Annotated in this window: 15 protein-coding genes and 1 pseudogene; all 16 read right to left on the minus strand. The window is 41.0% G+C overall.

Annotated elements, in window-relative coordinates; translation table 11 throughout:
* Positions 1–2: 2 nt before the first annotated feature.
* Positions 3–656, minus strand: a complete 654-nt coding sequence (locus FOB24_RS16210) for an acetyltransferase (RefSeq protein WP_110497526.1) — start codon at positions 654–656, stop codon at positions 3–5.
* A gap of 269 nt (positions 657–925) precedes the next feature.
* The gene (ugd, locus tag FOB24_RS16215; RefSeq protein ID WP_150345164.1) at positions 926–2092 is read right to left on the minus strand and encodes a UDP-glucose 6-dehydrogenase; all 1167 of its coding nucleotides are present in this window, start codon (positions 2090–2092) and stop codon (positions 926–928) included.
* 536 nt (positions 2093–2628) lie between these two features.
* Positions 2629–2844 (minus strand): annotated as a pseudogene (locus FOB24_RS24465) (IS3 family transposase); the annotation flags it as partial.
* A gap of 343 nt (positions 2845–3187) precedes the next feature.
* Positions 3188–4315 (minus strand): glycosyltransferase, encoded by a 1128-nt coding sequence (locus FOB24_RS16220; protein WP_150345165.1) that lies wholly within the window; start codon positions 4313–4315, stop codon positions 3188–3190.
* A gap of 2 nt (positions 4316–4317) precedes the next feature.
* Positions 4318–5628, minus strand: a complete 1311-nt coding sequence (locus FOB24_RS16225) for a hypothetical protein (RefSeq protein WP_150345166.1) — start codon at positions 5626–5628, stop codon at positions 4318–4320.
* Positions 5615–6790, minus strand: coding sequence for a hypothetical protein (locus FOB24_RS16230; RefSeq protein WP_150345167.1), 1176 nt, complete (start codon positions 6788–6790; stop codon positions 5615–5617). The genes FOB24_RS16225 and FOB24_RS16230 overlap by 14 nt, the downstream gene beginning before the upstream one ends.
* A gap of 253 nt (positions 6791–7043) precedes the next feature.
* Positions 7044–8453, minus strand: coding sequence for an NADP-dependent phosphogluconate dehydrogenase (gene gndA, locus FOB24_RS16235; protein ID WP_150345168.1), 1410 nt, complete (start codon positions 8451–8453; stop codon positions 7044–7046).
* A 107-nt stretch (positions 8454–8560) separates the two neighbouring features.
* Entirely contained in the window at positions 8561–10477 is a 1917-nt protein-coding gene (locus tag FOB24_RS16240) for a polysaccharide biosynthesis protein (RefSeq protein ID WP_150345169.1), read from the minus strand.
* Positions 10478–10560: 83 nt separating this feature from the next.
* Positions 10561–11736 carry a DegT/DnrJ/EryC1/StrS family aminotransferase gene (locus FOB24_RS16245; RefSeq protein ID WP_150345170.1) on the minus strand — a complete coding sequence of 392 codons (1176 nt, stop codon included), beginning with the start codon at positions 11734–11736 and terminating at the stop codon, positions 10561–10563.
* A 256-nt stretch (positions 11737–11992) separates the two neighbouring features.
* On the minus strand, positions 11993–12595 hold the full coding sequence (locus FOB24_RS16250) for a sugar transferase (RefSeq protein ID WP_110497518.1): 603 nt from the start codon (positions 12593–12595) through the stop codon (positions 11993–11995).
* A gap of 1 nt (position 12596) precedes the next feature.
* Complete coding sequence (locus tag FOB24_RS16255) at positions 12597–13805, minus strand: glycosyltransferase family 4 protein (protein ID WP_190971839.1); 1209 nt, start codon at positions 13803–13805, stop codon at positions 12597–12599.
* A gap of 55 nt (positions 13806–13860) precedes the next feature.
* The gene (gene wecB, locus FOB24_RS16260) at positions 13861–14991 is read right to left on the minus strand and encodes a non-hydrolyzing UDP-N-acetylglucosamine 2-epimerase (RefSeq protein ID WP_150345172.1); all 1131 of its coding nucleotides are present in this window, start codon (positions 14989–14991) and stop codon (positions 13861–13863) included.
* 3 nt (positions 14992–14994) lie between these two features.
* Positions 14995–16107: a UDP-2-acetamido-2,6-beta-L-arabino-hexul-4-ose reductase gene (gene wbjC / locus FOB24_RS16265; protein ID WP_150345173.1), complete on the minus strand. Its 1113-nt coding sequence runs from the start codon at positions 16105–16107 to the stop codon at positions 14995–14997.
* A gap of 1 nt (position 16108) precedes the next feature.
* Positions 16109–17143: a UDP-N-acetylglucosamine 4,6-dehydratase/5-epimerase gene (fnlA, locus tag FOB24_RS16270; protein ID WP_150345174.1), complete on the minus strand. Its 1035-nt coding sequence runs from the start codon at positions 17141–17143 to the stop codon at positions 16109–16111.
* A 519-nt stretch (positions 17144–17662) separates the two neighbouring features.
* Positions 17663–18556, minus strand: coding sequence for a UTP--glucose-1-phosphate uridylyltransferase GalF (gene galF / locus FOB24_RS16275; protein WP_087855963.1), 894 nt, complete (start codon positions 18554–18556; stop codon positions 17663–17665).
* A gap of 165 nt (positions 18557–18721) precedes the next feature.
* The gene (wcaM, locus tag FOB24_RS16280; protein WP_150345175.1) at positions 18722–20116 is read right to left on the minus strand and encodes a colanic acid biosynthesis protein WcaM; all 1395 of its coding nucleotides are present in this window, start codon (positions 20114–20116) and stop codon (positions 18722–18724) included.
* Between the last annotated feature and the right edge of the window lie 5 nt (positions 20117–20121).

Raw genomic sequence — 20121 nt, forward strand, 5'->3', positions numbered from 1 at the left:
GTTCATCCCTTTCCAAGAGGCTTAGCTGGATTGCCAAAAACTGTAACCCCAGGTGGGACACTTTTAGTAACAACAGCCCCCATACCTACAATAGCCCCCTTCCCAATAACAATAGGACGCTTAGGAGTACCTTGTTTTATGACTACTCCAGTACCTATATACGCATGATCCTCTACGACAACACTGCCATTACATTTTACCGAAGGTGCAAAAGTAACGTAGTCTCCTATAATGCAATCATGAGCAACATAGGAATAAATATTGGCATGGAAGAATTTACCTATCTTCGCGTTTGATGTCACAGTAACGAACGGACATAATATCGAACCTTCACCAATTATTGTATTATCAAGAATAACAACATTATCATGAGCAATAGAGATAGCTTTGGCCCCTCTGGCGATCATTTCAGCCGAAATTCTTTCGCGTATCTGGCTATCGCCGATTGCAATATTGAATAACTTTTCTTCAAAATCTGAATCAAGGAAGTCCTTTAAGGACATAACATTATAACCATTGACCTTATCAAGTGCATCGTTATCATCAATAAAAACGAGCTCAGAGATTTCCCCTGAATCGTCGATCATTTTCTTTACAAGAGGAATAACTTCACGCCCAAAGCCTCCTGCACCCACAACGCCATAAATTTTTTTCATTGCCGCCTCCGTAAACCAACGATAACAGGATATTAAAGCCACTAACGAGTTATAACAAGTAGCAGCAAAAATGAAACCATGTTTAGAAATCATTTGTTTAAAATTCAAGCACTTTTTAGCCCTATTGACAGGGCTTTAAACGTGTGTTCATAACTACAGAAGGAGATGACCGCAACGTTAACCGTTGAGGCCATTTCTAAAAGTTGGTAAGACTCGCAAAAGGCATACCATGAGACCATCTGGTAGGATTGAAGGAAGTCTGCTCAGGTTTAGTCACTACCGAACAAATCGCGGGTATAGACTTTTTCTGCAACATCAGCCAATTCAGACGTCATTCGATTAGAAATAATAACATCTGCTTCATTTTTAAACGCGTTAAGATCGCGAACTACCCGAGAGTGGAAAAATTCATCCTCTTCCATGACCGGTTCATAAATAATAACGGGTACGCCCTTGGCTTTAATACGCTTCATGATCCCCTGAATAGAGGATGCGCGGAAGTTATCAGAGCCACTTTTCATGATCAATCGGTACACGCCAACCACTTTAGGCTTACGCGCCAGGATGGAATCTGCAATAAAGTCTTTACGCGTACGGTTAGCATCGACGATCGCGCCGATAATGTTATTCGGCACAGACGCGTAGTTCGCCAACAGCTGCTTAGTATCTTTCGGTAAGCAGTAGCCACCGTAGCCAAAGGACGGATTGTTGTAATGATTACCAATACGCGGATCCAGACATACGCCTTCAATAATTTGCCGGGTGTTCAGACCAAGACTTTCGGCATAGCTATCAAGCTCGTTAAAATAGGCCACGCGTAACGCCAGGTAGGTATTAGCGAACAGCTTGATGGCTTCGGCTTCAGTAGAATCAGTAAACAGCATCGGAATATCTTTCTTCACCGCACCTTCCTGCAACAGCGCGGCAAACCGTTCTGCACGTTCGGAGCGTTCACCTATAACGATACGCGACGGATGCAAATTATCGTATAGAGCACGACCTTCACGCAGGAACTCAGGCGAGAAGAAAATATTATCAATGCCAAACTGTTCTTTAATTGAATTGGTAAAACCAACCGGAATGGTGGATTTGATGACCATCACTGCATTTGGGTTAATTGCAACCACATCGCGGATAACAGACTCGACGCTGGAGGTGTTGAAGTAGTTAGTTTTCGGATCGTAATCAGTCGGTGTCGCGATGATCACGTAATCCGCAGCACGATATGCATCATACTTATCAGTCGTTGCACGAAAATTCAGCTGTTTTGTCGCCAGGTACTCTTCGATCTCTTTGTCAACAATCGGCGATTTTTTCTGATTCAGCATCTCGACCTTCGCCGGGACGATATCAAGAGCAACCACTTCATGGTGCTGGGCAATCAGAACACCGTTCGACAGACCTACATAACCGGTACCGGAAATTGTTATTTTCATTCGATAGTAACTTTTTTGAGTTAAACCACGATGACAGCCGATCGGCCACCACAAGAATGGTAGGTTTTGTACCTCTTACACCAAGTTAGTGTCAAGGAAGAGTCGCCCTAAGAGCTATAACGTGGCCCCCCAATTGACGGAGCACTATCTCAGCCATAACGCCCGATTTCAGAGATCTTGAGCGCAAAAAAGCTCTAAAATAAGCTTTGGGCCAAGAAAATTATGGATGATTAAATCGGATTAATCCACGGGTAACAGTTACGTAACAGTTCGCTGCGGTTTCGAACGTTAGACATCTGATCTTTTCACGACATTAGAAAGATACCAATCATAAGCAGCCTTCTTCGACGATACAGGCAGATACTTTATCGGCTTCAATAATATTTTGGCGTGTGTATAGCCCAGTCAAGGATAGCCTCATAATTATGACAGACAAGAGTTCATGCCGCATTATAAATATAATTGGTATCGCAAAAAACCAACTAAATTCACGTTGAAGCGTTTGGAGTGACCACGATACAGTAGACAGTGCAGTCTCACGGAGATGCCTTTTCGGAGGTATCCGGGCTGACACAACCGAGGTGGCTGTGCGTCAGGTAAGGTTGTGGTATATCGAAGATATCCGCATGGGCCATGTCCAAGGTTTTATATATCCGCTTCCTGATGCGCTCTTTGGTGAGTGAACTGAAGAATGATTCTGCACCCGCATTATCCCAGCAGTCACCACGACGGTTCATAATGGAGGCAAGATGCTCGTTGATATTGCGATACTTCAGCTTGACTCCCTTGCAATGTAACGCGCTGACTTTTACAGAATATCCCGTTCTTCCTCAGTGCGTTTAAGTTGCGCTTACAGTCTGAGAGTTTCTGTTCAGACATCCAGTAAATCCTATCCCTGCTGTCCAGAGCTATCAGGCTGAATTGATAAAGCAGGCATCCTTAGCAATAAGGGTTTTCATGCATATTCTCTATTGCAAAATTATTCTAACTCAAGCTGATGATAATTTCACATGGGAAGTTTTATTTCAACAAAAGTTAATTTAGTATTATAGCCAAGGGACAATCAAAAAGTGTCGCCACTTGATGAAAACATTATTAATCTAAAATTATCCAATCGGGTTTATTTGTTTTGCTAAACAACCATTCATAGCTAGCATGCATTTTTCCAACAACTCCACGCCAGCAAAAGTCACGTTGCATCCATTCTCTACCTGATATTCCCATTTCAGATAAAACAGTATTATCGAGTCGCATAGCTTTCTGCAAAGTCCTAACTAGTTCTTCAACACTATTATCAACCCACCAACCACAATTATTTTTTATAACATCTTCCCAAGGTGCCCCTTTTCCAACAACCACAGGAACACTACAAGACAAAGCCTCTGCTACCACTATACCAAAATTCTCTGAGAAAGTTGGCAAGATAAATAAATCAGAACTTAAATAGAGATTAATTTTATCAGTCCCATATACTGGCCCACAAAACTGAACTCTTTCCAAATCCAATTTTTTTGCCAAACATTTAACTTTATCAACATAATTCTCGTCGCCCTTCCCGACAATTTTCAAGTTCCAACAAGGAAATTCACCTTGTAATTCTTTCCAGGAAAGAAGCAAGTTATCAACACCTTTTTTCTCATGAATACGACTCAAAAAGAGAAGCGTTTTTGAATTCGAGCAAGATTTATCTTCGGCAAAGTCAGGAAGCGAAATCCCCAAATTAATGAGAGCTATTGGATTTTTAAATCCCAACCGACGAACATCCAAATATTCACTTTGGGAAGTAACATGGATTAATGAAGCATTTTCTAAAACTTGCCTCTGTAGAGGCCATAGAATCTTTTTTTTCCTAGCTGAGTGGTTCATCGCCCATTCTGTTAGTGTACCATGAGGAGAACAAACCAATTTGCATCCATGTCGAGGTATTAGATAGCCAGCAGCAATATTAACCGGGTTCCAAAGCCCATGATTGTGGATTATATCAAACTCATTAGAAAAGGTTTTTAATTTAGAGATCAATCCCCAATTAAGATCCCAGCGAAATAAATTAGTTGAATTTGCTGTTAAAGCCCCAGATGGAAGCATCCTATTATTTTTAGGTATTGCACATGCGAGTCTAGCATCGCACCCTTCATTCTGCATATTGTTAGTCAAATCTAACACCGCCGAAGCGACGCCATCAGCCTCTTCGTCTACTCGAGAAACTAATTGCAAAACTTTCATTTTTATTCCTTTGACTGCTGGCCCACTTTATTTGCGGACGATAATACTGCTATTTTTAAAACTAACATCACTAAAAGAATACTTATAAAAGTATACATTGATGAACGAAACGTACTACCAAAATCATTTCGGACAAGAACAAATGCTCCGGCGTAGACTGTTGATAAAAAGGCCAGACTATAAAAGCCACTTTGTATGCGTCTGATACTTGTTAGTAAATAGCCAAAGAACAGCATGGCCAGTAATCCGAAAGATACACCAAAGTTTAAGAGGAAGTCAGATGTAATAAAAAAGCCGAAGCCGCCTCCTGCATTAAAGTAATCCAGATCGATAGATTTTGCATATTCATTCGTCATAGGCTCAGCAAGGCCAAAGAAACTATTGAGAAACCCCGCCCCTCCCATAATGCCATTACTATCGATGTAATGCTTGGCAAAAATCATCGAATCTACCTGCCCCCCCAAACCGACAATCATATCGAGCAAACCAGTTCCGACACCACTTTCAGTTAAACTGCTATCACGAATTAACGCAATGCCAGCAAGGGAGATAACACCAATAACACCAATTAGAATAAGGCTTCTTAAACGTAATCTTCGTCCATGAACAAATAGCAACAACAATAAGTAATACATTAAAGGAGACCTTAGCTTATATAAAACCCCATAAACAAATATGAGAGCAAAGGTTAATAAAATTAGTTTCCATTTGTATTTATTAAAATCATCTTCTAAAACCCCTACAATAAAAACAATAGCACATGAGACATAGATGAATTTCAAACCATACCCCCACCCCCCGCCCCCATCAATATGTAACGCTACATAGGGCTGCGTTCGGAAATATGCAAAATAAGCAATTATAGATAATATAACTGGAAACCATGCGATGAAGAATAATTGCCCAATAATTTTCCTCGACAAATGAAGGGGGCGGTTAGCTTGAAATTCTCTATACATTTCTCGAGGCGGTGAGAAAAATACAGAAAGTAATCCACCCAATATTAAAGCATTTACAAAAAATAAACTCAGTAATGTTGCCTCGTACCGCTCAGATAACGTAGCCTTGAGAAGAAATGGCATTGGTACTATCGCATCAAACATTATGTGATACATTAGTATAAAAAAATAACTGAGACTGGCAAAAATGAGTGCCGCATTTTCTGTATAAGGGATTCCTCTTTTATTGGCTGAATACCCTAGTATTAAGAGGGCAATAGCACTTTCACATAAAAATGCGAGCAAACCACCATTATCAATTAGAGTAATGATAATTGTTACTAGCAACAGAATTACATAATTAATCAGAAACATTTTTCGTCAAATCTCTCTGAACAAAGAAGATCCGCGGCACCAATATTAGAGACGCAAACACAGATGAAAAAATCGCCGCAGCAAACATGCCAACATGCGACCATTGGTTTGAAGCAGTAAAATAAGCAATAGAAAGAGCTAACGGTAATAATCCTGCGGTCCACCACGCCAATTTCTGCACCATACTTTCTTCTAACCTCCGTTGAACATAGGCTGCTGCAGGAAAAGCAACAGCGGAGTATACAGTGTACCAACCTGAAACCAGAAGCCATATAGGAACAAAATCAGCTGATGATTTAAAATATGGAACCTGAACTATTTTATCAGTTATTGCAACCACTAAGATGATATATGTTGTATTAACAACAAGCAAAATAAGATTTTTTTTGAAAAGTGCTTTCAACGAAAACAAATCAAAATGAGAAATAATAAACTGTTGGTAAATATTCCCTATATACATAATAGGTACTGCCCATGTAGTAACAACTATATACTTTGAAAACTCGGTTGATACAAGATTCTGCTGAGCCATTAATCTATCAAGTATGATTGGTAACACTGCCACTCCATTTATAATAAAAAATGGCATACTTGCTTTAATTAGGTACTTGAAGTCATAATTTTTTTCATTTAATGAGACCTTAATATTCTTATTAACCAATAATAAGGAAACCGAAAAACCTATAATAGTCGCAACTCCATAAGACAATACTACTTCAACCTTCCACTTTAATAAGATAATTAGTGATACAAGCATAATACTTGAGCGCAGTAACCCATATAGACCATATATTAACGCTTGCCCCCTAAAAAGAAAGTAAGATTGATATACCGTAGAAAGTACAGTTGTAAATGCAATGCACCAGACAATTAATTTTTGTTCAGAAGTTGTGCCGGGAAATATAATAAAAAGTAATACCGAAGATATCGAAGTTGTCAGCAATATTATTTTCGTGACACGAACAATCGCAATATTAAATCTGGCACCTGCAATTTCCAACCCTAATCCACTAACTAATGCTAACATCTGCGAAAAGGTTAGAACCTTAGCAAAATTGGCATACGAATCAGCCGGCATTATATAAGGTAACAGGAATATAACTCCTGGACCTGCTAAGAAACCTACAGCTATCAACGAGAATTTTAAAATTATTCTCAGCATATAACTAAACCACCTTGTGCCGCAATGCTAAAATAAGAAAAAAAACGTTCGTCATTATATTGAAAGCGGATTTTTTAAGCATTTGTAGCCAAAGCTCATTAATATATGTTAATTAATAATAACTCCGACTACCGAGAATGATAACAATCAATATTTATATTTTATAAACCGAACTGAGAGATACTCTTGAAGGTAAAGTGCTATAAAGCAGCCAATAAGTGAATTTTCATCCACTTATTGGCTATATCACAAGTTAGTTCTGCAGCCACTCAGTGTGGAACACACCTTCTTTATCAGTACGTTTATAAGTGTGCGCACCGAAGTAATCACGCTGGGCCTGGATTAGGTTCGCCGGCAGTACCGCAGAACGGTAGCTGTCGTAGTAAGCTACAGCAGCGGAGAACGTTGGTACAGGAATACCGTTCTGCACAGCGTAGGCCACGACATCACGCAGCGCCTGCTGGTATTCGTCGGCAATGTTTTTGAAATACGGTGCCAGCAGCAGGTTGGCGATGCCTTTGTTTTCAGCATACGCGTCCGTGATTTTCTGCAGGAACTGCGCACGAATGATGCAGCCCGCGCGGAAAATCTTCGCGATCTCGCCGTAATTCAAATCCCAGTTGTACTCGTCAGACGCAGCACGCAGCTGAGAGAAGCCCTGCGCGTAGGAGACGATTTTGCCCAGATACAGCGCGCGACGCACTTTCTCAATAAACTCAGCTTTATCGCCAGCCAGTTTGGCCTGCGGACCGGACAGTACCTTAGATGCAGCCACGCGCTGATCTTTCAGAGAAGAGATGTAACGCGCGAATACGGACTCTGTTATCAAAGACAGCGGTTCGCCCAGATCCAGAGAGCTCTGGCTGGTCCATTTACCGGTACCTTTGTTCGCCGCTTCGTCCAGGATCACGTCAACCAGGTATTTACCGTCTTCATCTTTTTTGGTGAAAATGTCTTTGGTGATGTCGATCAGGTAGCTGCTCAGCTCACCTTCATTCCACTCGGTGAAGGTGGTTGCCAGCTCTTCGTTAGACAGGTTCAGGCCACCTTTCAGCAGAGAATAGGCTTCCGCAATCAGCTGCATATCGCCATATTCGATCCCGTTGTGCACCATCTTCACATAGTGACCCGCGCCGTCAGCGCCGATATATGTCACGCACGGTTCACCATCTTCCGCCACAGCAGCGATTTTGGTCAGGATCGGCGCAACCAGTTCGTAGGCTTCCTTCTGACCACCAGGCATGATGGACGGGCCTTTTAGCGCCCCCTCTTCACCGCCGGATACGCCGGTACCGATGAAGTTAAAGCCTTCTGCGGACAGTTCACGGTTACGACGAATAGTGTCCTGGAAGAAGGTGTTACCACCATCAATGATGATGTCGCCTTTATCCAGATACGGCTTCAGTGAGTCGATGGCAGCATCTGTGCCTGCGCCCGCTTTCACCATTAACAGGATACGACGTGGGGTTTCAAGAGACTCGACGAACTCTTTCACCGTGTAATAAGGAACCAGTTTCTTACCCGGATTCTCGGCAACAACTTCTTCAGTTTTTTCGCGGGAGCGGTTGAAGATGGAGACGGTATAACCGCGGCTTTCGATGTTGAGCGCCAGGTTGCGCCCCATCACTGCCATACCGACGACGCCGATCTGTTGCTTAGACATTACATACTCCTGTCAGGTGTGGTCACCGCGCAAGGTATGCGCGGCTTGAATGTGTTCTAGATGTTAACCCAGGATACTTGAAAGTAGATAGCGGTTGATGTGCTAACTCAACATGTCACATTCAAAGTGCATCCGGAGACATTATGCTTTGCATGCCATACCAGGTCACAAATACCATCGGTGGGTTGAAAACCTGTCGGTATTTTCAGTAAGAGATCACGAATGATATCATGCTCAAAATTAGTACATGCCTCATCCATTTGCTTCAGGTAACTCTCAAGTTCTTCCCAACTGAGCATATCTTCATGTGCCGTCATAATTCTCGGGTGAGATGTACCAAGAACTTGCTCGCCAATCAGCAATTCTTCGTAGAGCTTTTCTCCTGGACGCAACCCAGTGACACTAATTTCTATATCACCATCCGGATTTGATTCATCTTTAATCTTTAAGCCGCATAGTTTGATCATACGAGTTGCCAGGTCATATATTCGAACAGGATCGCCCATGTCGAGCACAAAGACATCTCCACCTTTAGCCATGGCACCGGCCTGGATAACCAACTGAGAAGCCTCTGGTATTGTCATGAAATAGCGGATGATATCTTTATGCGTCAGAGTAACAGGCCCACCTTGCTCGATTTGCTTTTCAAACAATGGGACAACCGACCCTGATGAGCCTAAAACGTTACCAAATCTGACCATACTGAAACAGGTTGATGACTGCTCTTGCGCTAAAGCCTGTAAAACCAACTCCGCAACACGTTTCGTCGCCCCCATCGTATTAGTCGGTCTAACAGCTTTATCAGTTGAAACCAAGATAAAAGTCTCAACATTAGATGATATCGCTGCTTGAGCACAATACAGTGTCCCAAAAATATTATTTCTAACACCTTCTACTACATTATATTCAACCAGCGGGACATGTTTATATGCTGCAGCGTGATAAACAGTATTAACATTAAAAACACGCATAATAGTTTCTAAACGATGTAGTTTTTGAACTGATCCCATTAGCGGGATTATTACAACATCATTATTATCATTATGCGCGAGCATAGTTAGTTCTTTTTCGATAGAATAAAGCGCGAACTCAGACACTTCAAACAAAATCAGAATCTTGGGGTGTTGTAAAATAATTTGTCGACATATCTCAGAGCCAATTGAACCACCAGCCCCAGTAACCATGACAACTTTATTACGAATATTTTTCGCTAATAATTCTGCATCAGGTGAAACAGGTTCCCTTCCGAGGAGATCATCAATAGATACTTTTTTGAGAGCCATAATTTGAGCCTTTCCTTCAACAAGATCTACCATACCAGGTATGGATAAAACTTCACATGGAAAGTCCTCTAAATATGTAATAACTTCTTTTCGTTTTTCAATTGAAATAGAAGGCATCGCTAATAGTATTTTTTTAATGCCATAGCGATGAACTAATTTTTCAATATTTTTTCGAGAATAAACAGTTACACCATGAATAACGACTTTATTCAATAAAGGATTGTCATCAATAAATGCAACCGGGAAATATTCATCTACCTGCCTTAAGGCGGTTAAAAGTTGTCTACCGGAAGCTCCTGCTCCATAAATAATAACTGGCGTTCGTCCACGCACAGCATAAGTAAGCAACATTCTAAATAATAGTCTTGAACCGCAAATTAATAATAATGAGAAAGCAAAATAAATTATTGGTATTGTTCTGGGAAGAAATATGTCAAAAAAATATGATAATATTATAAGCAGCACTGTTGATATGCAAAGGCCTAGCAGGACCGTTACAAATATCTTGGCTGTGACATATCTTAGAACCGTGCGGTATAACCCCATCCTTGCAAAGACAAATACAGTAACAACAATAAGACAAGCTAGTAACTTCCAGTGCTCGTAGCTAGTATAAGGTGCAGAAACATCCATTCGGACCCAAAAAGCGCCCCAGAAAGCGAACAACAATAGAACAAAATCTATTGCCACCATGATCATGCGTTTTATATGACGAGGCAAGCTGAGTAGTTGCGTTAACATTCTGTACCACATTTTGTAATGATGAGGTGACATGCTTGTCACCTCAGGTAAGGTTAATCTTTATTTATCAGTTGCAATAACTCTCAAATAAGAGCATTTTTCAGAACCTTACGTGCAACTTCACATGTAAAATCAATCTCGGATTGCGTTAACGTCGGATGTACAAGAAACATCAGGCTAGTCTCACCAAGTTCAACCGCATTAGGTAAAGAAGTTGCTGGACGCCATCCTGTATTATCAAATGCCTTCTCAAGATATATCTCAGAGCAGCTTCCCTGATAACAAGGTACCCCTGCATCATTAATTTCTTTAATGATACGATCACGAGTCCAGTCCGCTTTTAATGCCGTTGGCTTGATAAATACATAATGTTTGTATTCAGCATGTTCAATATACTTAGGTATCTGAACTAACCTTACACCCCGGAGATCTTCTAGCGCAGCATCGATAGCTCTACCATTTTTTTGGCGTCGTTGAGTCCACTCTGCCATCCGTTTTAATTGAATTCGACCAATCACACCCTGCATTTCCAGCATGCGCCAGTTGGTACCAAATGATTCGTGTAACCAGCGGAAACCAGGTTGGTGTTCACGATTATAAACAGCATCATAGCTTTTGCCATGATCTTTATAACTCCACATAGCAGACCATAAAGACTTATCATTGGTGGTCACCATCCCACCTTCACCGCCGGTTGTCATAATCTTATCCTGACAGAATGACCATGCAGCGATATGACCGATACTACCCACACGTTTTCCTTTGTAACTTGCGCCATGTGCCTGAGCGCAATCTTCGATTACATAGAGATTGTGTTTTTCAGCTAAACTCATAATAGGATCCATTTCAGCTGGCATCCCGGCTAAATGTACAACAATGACTGCTTTAGTATTAGGTGTTAAAACAGCTGAAATGGTCTCAGCTGTAATACACTGACTGTTTAGATCTACATCCGCAAATACAGGATTGGCACCCGCTGTAACAATACATGATGCTGATGCTAAAAATGTACGAGAAGTGACGATCACATCGTCACCAGCACCGATATTTAACGCTTTAAGGGCTACATCTAACGCTAATGTCCCATTACTTAATGCAACGGCATATTTCGTCCCCACCCACTCAGCGAATTCTTTTTCAAACAAGCGACATTCGTTACCTGTCCAATAATTCACTTTGTTTGATAATAATACCGAGGACACCGCATCTGCTTCTTCTTGTGTAAACGAAGGCCATGGAGAAAAATTAGTATTTAACATAGAAACACCCTTTAATCTTTAAAATTGAACTTATGTGACATACAGAAGCAATTATGATTAGTTCAGATATAGATATTATCTCATCATAAGTATTCTATATGTTTTCCCAAAATTATTGGAGATATGAACTCTCTTTAATTTTTAATCTTACATAAGCATATCCACAAATTTCATATCCAATACATTTTAATTAACATAAAGATTTTATATAAGACCAAGGTACGGTTTTATAAAGACTCAATAAAGAGTTTTAGTATTACTTATCAGATGATTTTCCTTTAAACTCTGGCATCGTTGAGTGACCCTCAGCAGATATGCCTTCTCTAATTACAACTTTTTTGACTGTAAGAAAGAGAATTTTAATGTCTAACCACATTGATTGATGGTCTACATACCAAACATCAAGTTTAAATTTTTCATCCCAACTAATAGCATTTCTACCATTAACTTGCGCCCAGCCAGTTATGCCTGGTCTTACCTCATGGCGACGATTCTGTTCCTGGTCGTAACGTTCAAGATAACTCATAAGAAGTGGTCTTGGGCCGACAAGACTCATGTCTCCTTTAAGTACATTCCATAACGCAGGCAATTCATCAAGACTGAGCGCCCTCAGCTTTTTGCCAAACTCCGTAAGTCTTTCTTCATCAGGTAGTACATTCCCTTTGGAGTCAGTGGCATCTTTCATACTGCGAAATTTTATCATCTTAAAGGGGAGGCCATCTTTTCCGGGCCTAACTTGTCTAAATAATACAGGTTTACCCAATTTTTTTCTAACAAGAAGGTAGGTAACGCCAATAATGGGAGATAAACATATTAGTAGTATTGAAGATATTAATACATCAAAGAAACGTTTAATCATATTATTGGATAACCTTTTTAAATATAGTGATGAATTTTTTCACACCTTCCTGAAGACTTAATTCAGAGTAATAGTATTTAGCTCCGTTTTCTCCCATCTCTTTTAATTCATTTTTAGATAATAATGTGAGCTGTTCAATTCCTGAAGATATTGAAATCGGACTATCAGAAGAGCAAATAATCCCGGCGCTGGCATTTCTGACGAGGTCTGCAGCATCGCCATCAACAGCCATTACAATAGGTTTACCACATGCCAGATAGGCTTGAGTTCTGGAGGGTATTGTGATAGTAAAAAGATCATCTTTAATAAGATGAACCAATAATGCATCAGCTTGTTGAAGAATATCTCCAATCTCGGTAATTGGTACGCGAGGTAGAAAAATCACATTATCGATATTATTCTCTTTAGCAAATGTCACTGCTTCGGCCTTTGCTAAACCAGAACCTACAATGATAATATTGGCCTTGACACCGTTATTCTTTAAAATTTGTGCAGCAGATAAAATGGAAGGTAATCCTTGCGCTAAACCGAGATTTCCCGCAAAAACAACATTGAATTTATCAGATGGAAGAATCACGTTACTTTTTTTATTACTTCTAAGGTTCTCTTCATCACACCAGTTATAGATAACCTCGATTTTCTCCTCAGGTACACCGCGGGAGATCAACTTCGCCTTAAAACCAGGAGAGAGGACAACAATTTTTGCTGCGCGCCTGTATACAAAGTTGCACAAATAGTTAAGCGTATTTAATATTTTTTTGTTCGTTAACATTCCTGTGGAAGCTAATGTATCTGGCCAGAGATCCTGAATATCCACAATGAATGGTTTTCTTCTGAAGAAAGAAATCAGTGATGCAGAAAGCGCTGTTGTTAGGGGAGGATGGTAAGCATAGATAACATCTACCTTCTGTCTGGATAGAATTCCAAAGACCATGCTCGTGAAAAAAAACGAACCGTAATTGAGCATTCTCTTTAACGCAGAAGGGCCGTGATTCGGATATAGAGGTACCCGATTAATTGTTATATCGTCATGGCTATCTTTTTGGAAAATCTTAATCTTATATCCATCGTAAATCTTTCCCCCTGGGTAATTAGGGAAACCTGTAATGACTTCAACCTCAACATTTTGCCTTCTCAATTCTTTTGCAAAAGCAAGACCTTTAAAGGTAGGTTCAGGATCAAACCATTGTGTCAACAATAAGACTTTCACTTTAATCTACACACCATTAAAAAGTCACTCTGGACTGGCCAGAGTGATTAACTTATTAGTATTTACGCCAAACGACACGTTTAACATAATCAGTATAGGAGAGAATAATTCTTGCCACTTTATCAGAGACATTTGGCATTGAATAATCATTCACCTGGCGCAGGAGTCGTTCGTTATCACGTGGCTGATTTTTTATCATCTCTAGAGCCTGAAGAATACGGTCAGGCTCGACACCAGTCATTATTACAGTGCCTTCTTCCATTCCTTCAGGGCGCTCGTGCGCCTCACGAATATTGATAGCAGGAAAATTAAGAATAGATGACTCTTCCGTAATTGTACCACTATCAGAAAGGACTGCTCGCGCTTCCTTCTGTAATTTCACATAATCTTTAAAACCAAGCGGCTTTAACAACTGTATGTGCGAGTTAAAAACAATCCCTTTCGCATCAATCCTTTTCTGGGTTCGCGGATGAGTAGATACAATGATCGGCAACTGGTAAGTATCTGCTACTTTATTTAACGACTCGACAAGATTCATTAAATTTTTATCTGAATCGATATTTTCTTCACGATGAGCACTAACGACAAAATATTCGTTTCGTTTTACATTAAGCCGCTCAAGCACATCTGATTGCTCAATACCTTCAGCATAATGAGTTAACACTTCAAACATCGGACTGCCAGTCTTGATAACCCGATCTGCAGGCAAGCCCTCAGCCAGAAGATACTCTCGAGCGATATCGCTATATGTCAGATTAATATCGGCTGTATGATCGACAATACGGCGATTAATCTCTTCTGGTACTCGCATATCAAAACAACGATTTCCCGCTTCCATATGGAAGATAGGAATCTTGCGGCGTTTTGCCGGAATAGCAGCTAAGCAACTATTTGTATCACCAAGGACTAGAAGAGCTTCTGGTTTGATGGATTCCAGCACTTCATCAATTTTGATGATAATTTGCCCAATAGTCTCAGCAGCATTTTTACCTGCTGCATTCAAAAAGTGGTCAGGTTTGCGGACGCCAAGATCGTCGAAAAAAATTTGATTAAGTTCGTAATCGTAGTTTTGGCCGGTATGAACAATCGTATGTTCATAATAATCATCAAGTTTAGCCATAACACGTGACAATCTGATAATTTCTGGTCGTGTACCTACGACTGTCATAACATGCATTTTATTCATCTTTTACTCTTCAGCGATTTTGTAGTTAACCGTATCGGGATTCTCAGGATCAAAAATTTCATTTGCCCAGAGCATAACTATCATTTCATCATCACCAATATTCGTGATGTCATGCGACCATCCGGGAACAGTTTCGACTATTTTTGATTCATCACCATCAATAAAAATTTCATAATAGTTATTCGAATCAATATGTCTAAAAGCAAATTTTGCTTTGCCTTTAATGACCAGAAATTTCTCATTTTTTGTATGATGATAATGCCCCCCTCTTGTAATACCGGGATGTGCAGTAAAAAATGAAAACTGACCAGACTCTTTTGTTTTGAGCATTTCAACAAACGTCCCACGAGGATCGCTATGACGTTTGACAGAATAGGCAAATTCTGAAGGAGAATAATAGCTCAGATAGGTCGCATACAGTGTCCTGGTTAAACCAGTACCAACATGGTCAATTAACAAGCTATGTTGTTTATCCTTAAATGACCTGATAATGTCAACAACTTCACCGACTGTCGTACTATAAACTGGTGTGACCTCTGCATTTTTTTCATCTATATTACCTGTTAAGCAATCAACGAATGACTTGCAGACGTCATCAATATAAACAAGTTTTAGAGGAGCATCAGAATTATTGACAGTAACCTCTAACCCATTGAGTATATTATAGCAAAACGTTGCGACAGCAGAGTTGTAGTTTGGTCTACACCATTTACCGAATACATTAGGCAAGCGATAAATATAAGTTTTTGCGCCAGTCTCTTCAGCATATTTGCTTACTAAATTCTCAGCTGCCGCCTTGCTTTTTCCGTAGTGATTATCCAGTTCAGCCTGAATTGATGAAGTAATGAGTAAAGGGGTTTTATTACCAAACTCAACTAATTTATTAACAATATGCTCTGTTAAGTTGGCATTACCTTCATAAAATTCAGAGTCGCATGTTGGACGGTTAATCCCAGCAAGATGGAAAACAAATTCTGCAGATTGCAAAGCTTCATTAAGTTGCTCAAGAGAATTATCTCGATCGATACAAATAATATCGTTATACCCATTTTCGCGTAAATGGACACGGAGATTTTTGCCGATGAACCCATTAGAACCCGTAATAACAAGCTTCATATTATTCATCCAGTTGATATTCTTTTTTGTCACAAATGGCTCTAATAAACGCCAGTTTTAGCAATAATTTTTTCATACCTTCAACATCAAGACGTTCTGTGTTATGCGAATTATAATCTTCAACTTGAGAAATTCGCTGATCGCCCTGCTCTACATATTTTCCATAATTAAGATCGCGTAGATCAGGTGGAACACGGTAATATTCACCCATATCTTCAGCAGCGACCATTTCTTCACGGCTCAGTAATGCTTCATACAATTTTTCACCGTGACGAGTACCAATAATATTCACAGGATGTTCGGGAAGATCCATCAATTCTTTCAGAGCTACTGCCAATGTTTCAATTGTCGCGGCTGGAGCCTTCTGAACAAAAATATCGCCATTATTTCCATGTTCAAATGCATAAAGAACCAAATCAACCGCATCATCCAAAGTCATCATGAAGCGTGTCATATTAGGGTCAGTGATCGTCAGAGGTTTCCCCTCTTTAATCAAGTCCACAAATAGTGGGATAACCGATCCACGCGAAGCCATAACGTTGCCGTAGCGAGTCCCACAAATAACGGTTTTGGTCTTATCGACGTTACGTGATTTGGCAACAATAACTTTCTCCATCATAGCTTTGGATATACCCATAGCGTTGATCGGATAAACCGCTTTATCTGTACTTAAGCACACAACACGTTTAACACCATTCGCAATGGCCGCTTCAAGCACGTTTTCAGTACCAAGTACGTTCGTTTTCACCGCTTCCATAGGGTGAAATTCGCAGGAAGGCACCTGCTTTAATGCTGCGGCATGATACAAAAAATCAACACCACGCGTGGCGTTTAAAATTGATTGATAATCACGTACATCACCTATATAAAACTTCAATTTAGAATTATTATATTTTTTACGCATGTCGTCTTGTTTTTTTTCATCACGACTGAAAATTCGGATCTCAGCAATATCCGTATCTAAAAACCTTCTTAAAACCGCATTACCAAAAGAACCTGTGCCACCTGTAATTAACAAAACTTTATTTTTAAACATATAAACTTTCTCTCATTAGCTTTTTAGACGCTTCAAATCTTTTATACAACGCTTTGACTGTAGCAAATTAAATATTTATCTTATAAAAATAAATTATACTGAAAGCAAATATATTTTTTCCAAATCATTTCTTTATAATTTTCCAAATCATTTCTTTATAAATAACAACCCAGAATTTTGAAGTACATTATGTTCAGAATGATACAGCAACAACAAGCATTCAAGAGCAAGCACGCTACCGCCCCTGGCTTTACAGCAACCAGAGCACTAACTCTATCCCAAAGATGATGATAACTGCCGATCCAGGCAGAGACGCAAACGCTAATTGTCTTACCAAATGCTTACAGAAACAAGAAAAAATCCAACAAAAAACAGATTAAACTTAGTAGGTTAACTTGTTGTAATTCTTTATTTTTAATATGAAAAACGACAGTAACACTCCGCTGCATAAATCATAGGCGTTGGGGTGTTAGCTGCCGCTATTTTTTCTGGCTGACCGTCACAAAGTCCTGTGAATCTCTACTCGTTAAGTAGCTTTTCGATGCTCTTACGGAACTTAGCCCCTTCCTTCAGATTACGCAAACCATACTTAACGAACGCCTGCATATAACCCATTTTTTTACCGCAGTCGTAACTGTCGCCCGTCATTAACATGGCATCGACAGACTGTTTTTTCGCCAGTTCTGCAATCGCATCTGTTAACTGAATACGTCCCCACGCGCCAGGTTGTGTATGCTCTAATTCAGCCCAAATATCAGCAGACAGTACATAGCGCCCTACCGCCATCAGATCGGAATCCAGCGTTTGCGGCTGATCTGGTTTCTCAATGAATTCAATGATACGGCTGACTTTACCTTCGTTGTCCAAAGGCTCTTTGGTCTGAATAACGGAATACTCGGACAGATCGCCATCCATACGCTTAGCCAGCACCTGACTGCGCCCGGTTTCATTAAAACGAGCAACCATGGCAGCCAGATTGTAGCGCAGAGGGTCCGCACTTGCGGTATCCAGAACGACGTCCGGTAATACGACGACGAACGGGTTGTCCCCGATAATTGGGCGAGCACAAAGAATTGAATGACCAAGACCGAGTAATTGCGCCTGGCGAACGTTCATGATAGTCACGCCGGGAGGACAGATGGACTGCACTTCAGCCAGCAACTGGCGCTTGACGCGCTGCTCAAGCAACGATTCGAGTTCATAAGAGGTGTCAAAATGGTTCTCAACGGCGTTCTTTGACGCATGCGTTACCAGAACAATTTCTTTAATGCCAGCAGCTACAATCTCGTCGACAATGTATTGAATCATCGGCTTGTCTACGATTGGCAGCATCTCTTTCGGGATTGCCTTCGTGGCAGGCAACATGTGCATCCCGAGGCCCGCTACCGGAATAACTGCTTTCAAATTAGTCATTAAGTCATTCACCTATTCAATTGTTGCTGAATTATAGCTTTTTAGCTTGTTTTAGCCAGTATGAATTACATTGCATCGATACAGCGCATGTTACGCCGCTTATCTGCAGAATGCAGTAATCTTAAGCTCAAGTGGGTTCAATTCGAGCCAGGAATGGTCGCAAAGTTACCTCCCCTGTCCCGGTAGTTGGAAATTCACCGCTGCAACATTCACCACCTGATGGTTTATACGGTCAATGTCAACTGAACTTTGCCCGGTTTCATTTACCGCATGGATATTCGCCAGTGATAGCAAGGTATCCTGTTTAGCCATAAATTTACCGCGTACATCCTGGCGAAGATCAAAATGCATCTTTAGCGCGGGTCCCGTCGTGGATTGCTGCATGACCTTGATGTTACGTAAGAAAAGGTGTTGCGGTTGGTTGTGCAACTCCAGCGTGGCGCGCTTCATCGCCACATTAGTGATGGCGACAAATGACGTGGCATTGCCCGAGGATATCTGCATGCCGCGTAATTTATATTCCAGTTTTGAGTTATCCAGATGAATATTATTTAATTTAAAGTTTTGCGGAATGGATAAATATCGTCCTTTGATGACGCCATAGCCAATGAGCATACCGGCGCTATTCTCCATATTGATATTATCAATAACGAAATTATCACACCCATAAATCGCGACCGTTGCATTATCAATGCCCGCTTTCTTACTGAAATCCGGAGTGATATTTCGCGCGGTAATATTACGAATGACAAAATGTTTGCCGTTCTCCACATGGACTAACTGTCGGCAGTCGGAACCGGTGATGTTCGCCACCACAAAGTTTTTTACCGCCAGTTCCTCGGGATAGCTATTGTCATAAGTACTCCCCGCCAGCCCGATACCGATACCCCAGTTCACATTGCCGTTAGTACAGTTGATACGTTCGATAACATGATCAGAAATGAGGATATTGCTGTCATTTATCGCCACATTCCACTCGATAGCGTCACCCTGCAAATCGCTAAAACGACTGTTCGTGATCTTTACGCCGTCCATGCGGTTATGAAAGCCCTGACGCAGGATCCCATAGTTAGCGCGCGTGACGGTAATATCATCGATCGTCAGATTGCGCATCAGCCTTGAGGTTTTGCCGCCAATGTAGATTTGCGTCACCGGAGCAAAACCACTCATGGCAATCCCTTTTATCACGCAGTCCGAACCCCGCACATCGAGAGTAACGTTCCTCAGGCTACCGCCCTGCTCGCCCATGACCTTGCATCCATCCTGCAGAACAAAGCGCCCACGCCCCTTGCCGCTGATGCGGCCTTGCACCGATAGCGTTTTGCCTGGCGGAATAATAATCGCGGTATTGATATTCTTACATTCCAGCCCTTCGGGTACGACTACCGTTTGCCCTTCCGTGAATGCCTGCCTGAAAGATGCGACCCAATCCTTTGGGTTGTAATCCTGAATATTGACGCTGCCAGATGATTCAAGCGCCCGGCTAATGGGAGAGTGCAGCACGACAAGCGCAGAGCCTGCCGCCAGAAAACTACGACGTGAGAGTTTTTTCTCTGACATACAAC

The sequence above is a fragment of the Citrobacter werkmanii genome (genome assembly GCF_008693645.1).
Lineage (GTDB): Bacteria > Pseudomonadota > Gammaproteobacteria > Enterobacterales > Enterobacteriaceae > Citrobacter > Citrobacter werkmanii.

Bases quoted from the DNA above. Each gene is read 5' to 3' on its own strand.
- FOB24_RS16225 (WP_150345166.1), bottom strand. From the start codon at position 5,628: ATGTTTCTGATTAATTATGTAATTCTGTTGCTAGTAACAATTATCATT.
- wecB (WP_150345172.1), bottom strand. From the start codon at position 14,991: ATGAATAAAATGCATGTTATGACAGTCGTAGGTACACGACCAGAAATT.
- gndA (WP_150345168.1), bottom strand. From the start codon at position 8,453: ATGTCTAAGCAACAGATCGGCGTCGTCGGTATGGCAGTGATGGGGCGC.
- FOB24_RS16245 (WP_150345170.1), bottom strand. From the start codon at position 11,736: ATGTTAAATACTAATTTTTCTCCATGGCCTTCGTTTACACAAGAAGAA.
- FOB24_RS16210 (WP_110497526.1), bottom strand. From the start codon at position 656: ATGAAAAAAATTTATGGCGTTGTGGGTGCAGGAGGCTTTGGGCGTGAA.
- FOB24_RS16240 (WP_150345169.1), bottom strand. From the start codon at position 10,477: ATGTTAACGCAACTACTCAGCTTGCCTCGTCATATAAAACGCATGATC.
- fnlA (WP_150345174.1), bottom strand. From the start codon at position 17,143: ATGTTTAAAAATAAAGTTTTGTTAATTACAGGTGGCACAGGTTCTTTT.
- wcaM (WP_150345175.1), bottom strand. From the start codon at position 20,116: ATGTCAGAGAAAAAACTCTCACGTCGTAGTTTTCTGGCGGCAGGCTCT.
- galF (WP_087855963.1), bottom strand. From the start codon at position 18,556: ATGACTAATTTGAAAGCAGTTATTCCGGTAGCGGGCCTCGGGATGCAC.
- wbjC (WP_150345173.1), bottom strand. From the start codon at position 16,107: ATGAAGCTTGTTATTACGGGTTCTAATGGGTTCATCGGCAAAAATCTC.
- FOB24_RS16220 (WP_150345165.1), bottom strand. From the start codon at position 4,315: ATGAAAGTTTTGCAATTAGTTTCTCGAGTAGACGAAGAGGCTGATGGC.
- FOB24_RS16230 (WP_150345167.1), bottom strand. From the start codon at position 6,790: ATGCTGAGAATAATTTTAAAATTCTCGTTGATAGCTGTAGGTTTCTTA.
- ugd (WP_150345164.1), bottom strand. From the start codon at position 2,092: ATGAAAATAACAATTTCCGGTACCGGTTATGTAGGTCTGTCGAACGGT.
- FOB24_RS16250 (WP_110497518.1), bottom strand. From the start codon at position 12,595: ATGATTAAACGTTTCTTTGATGTATTAATATCTTCAATACTACTAATA.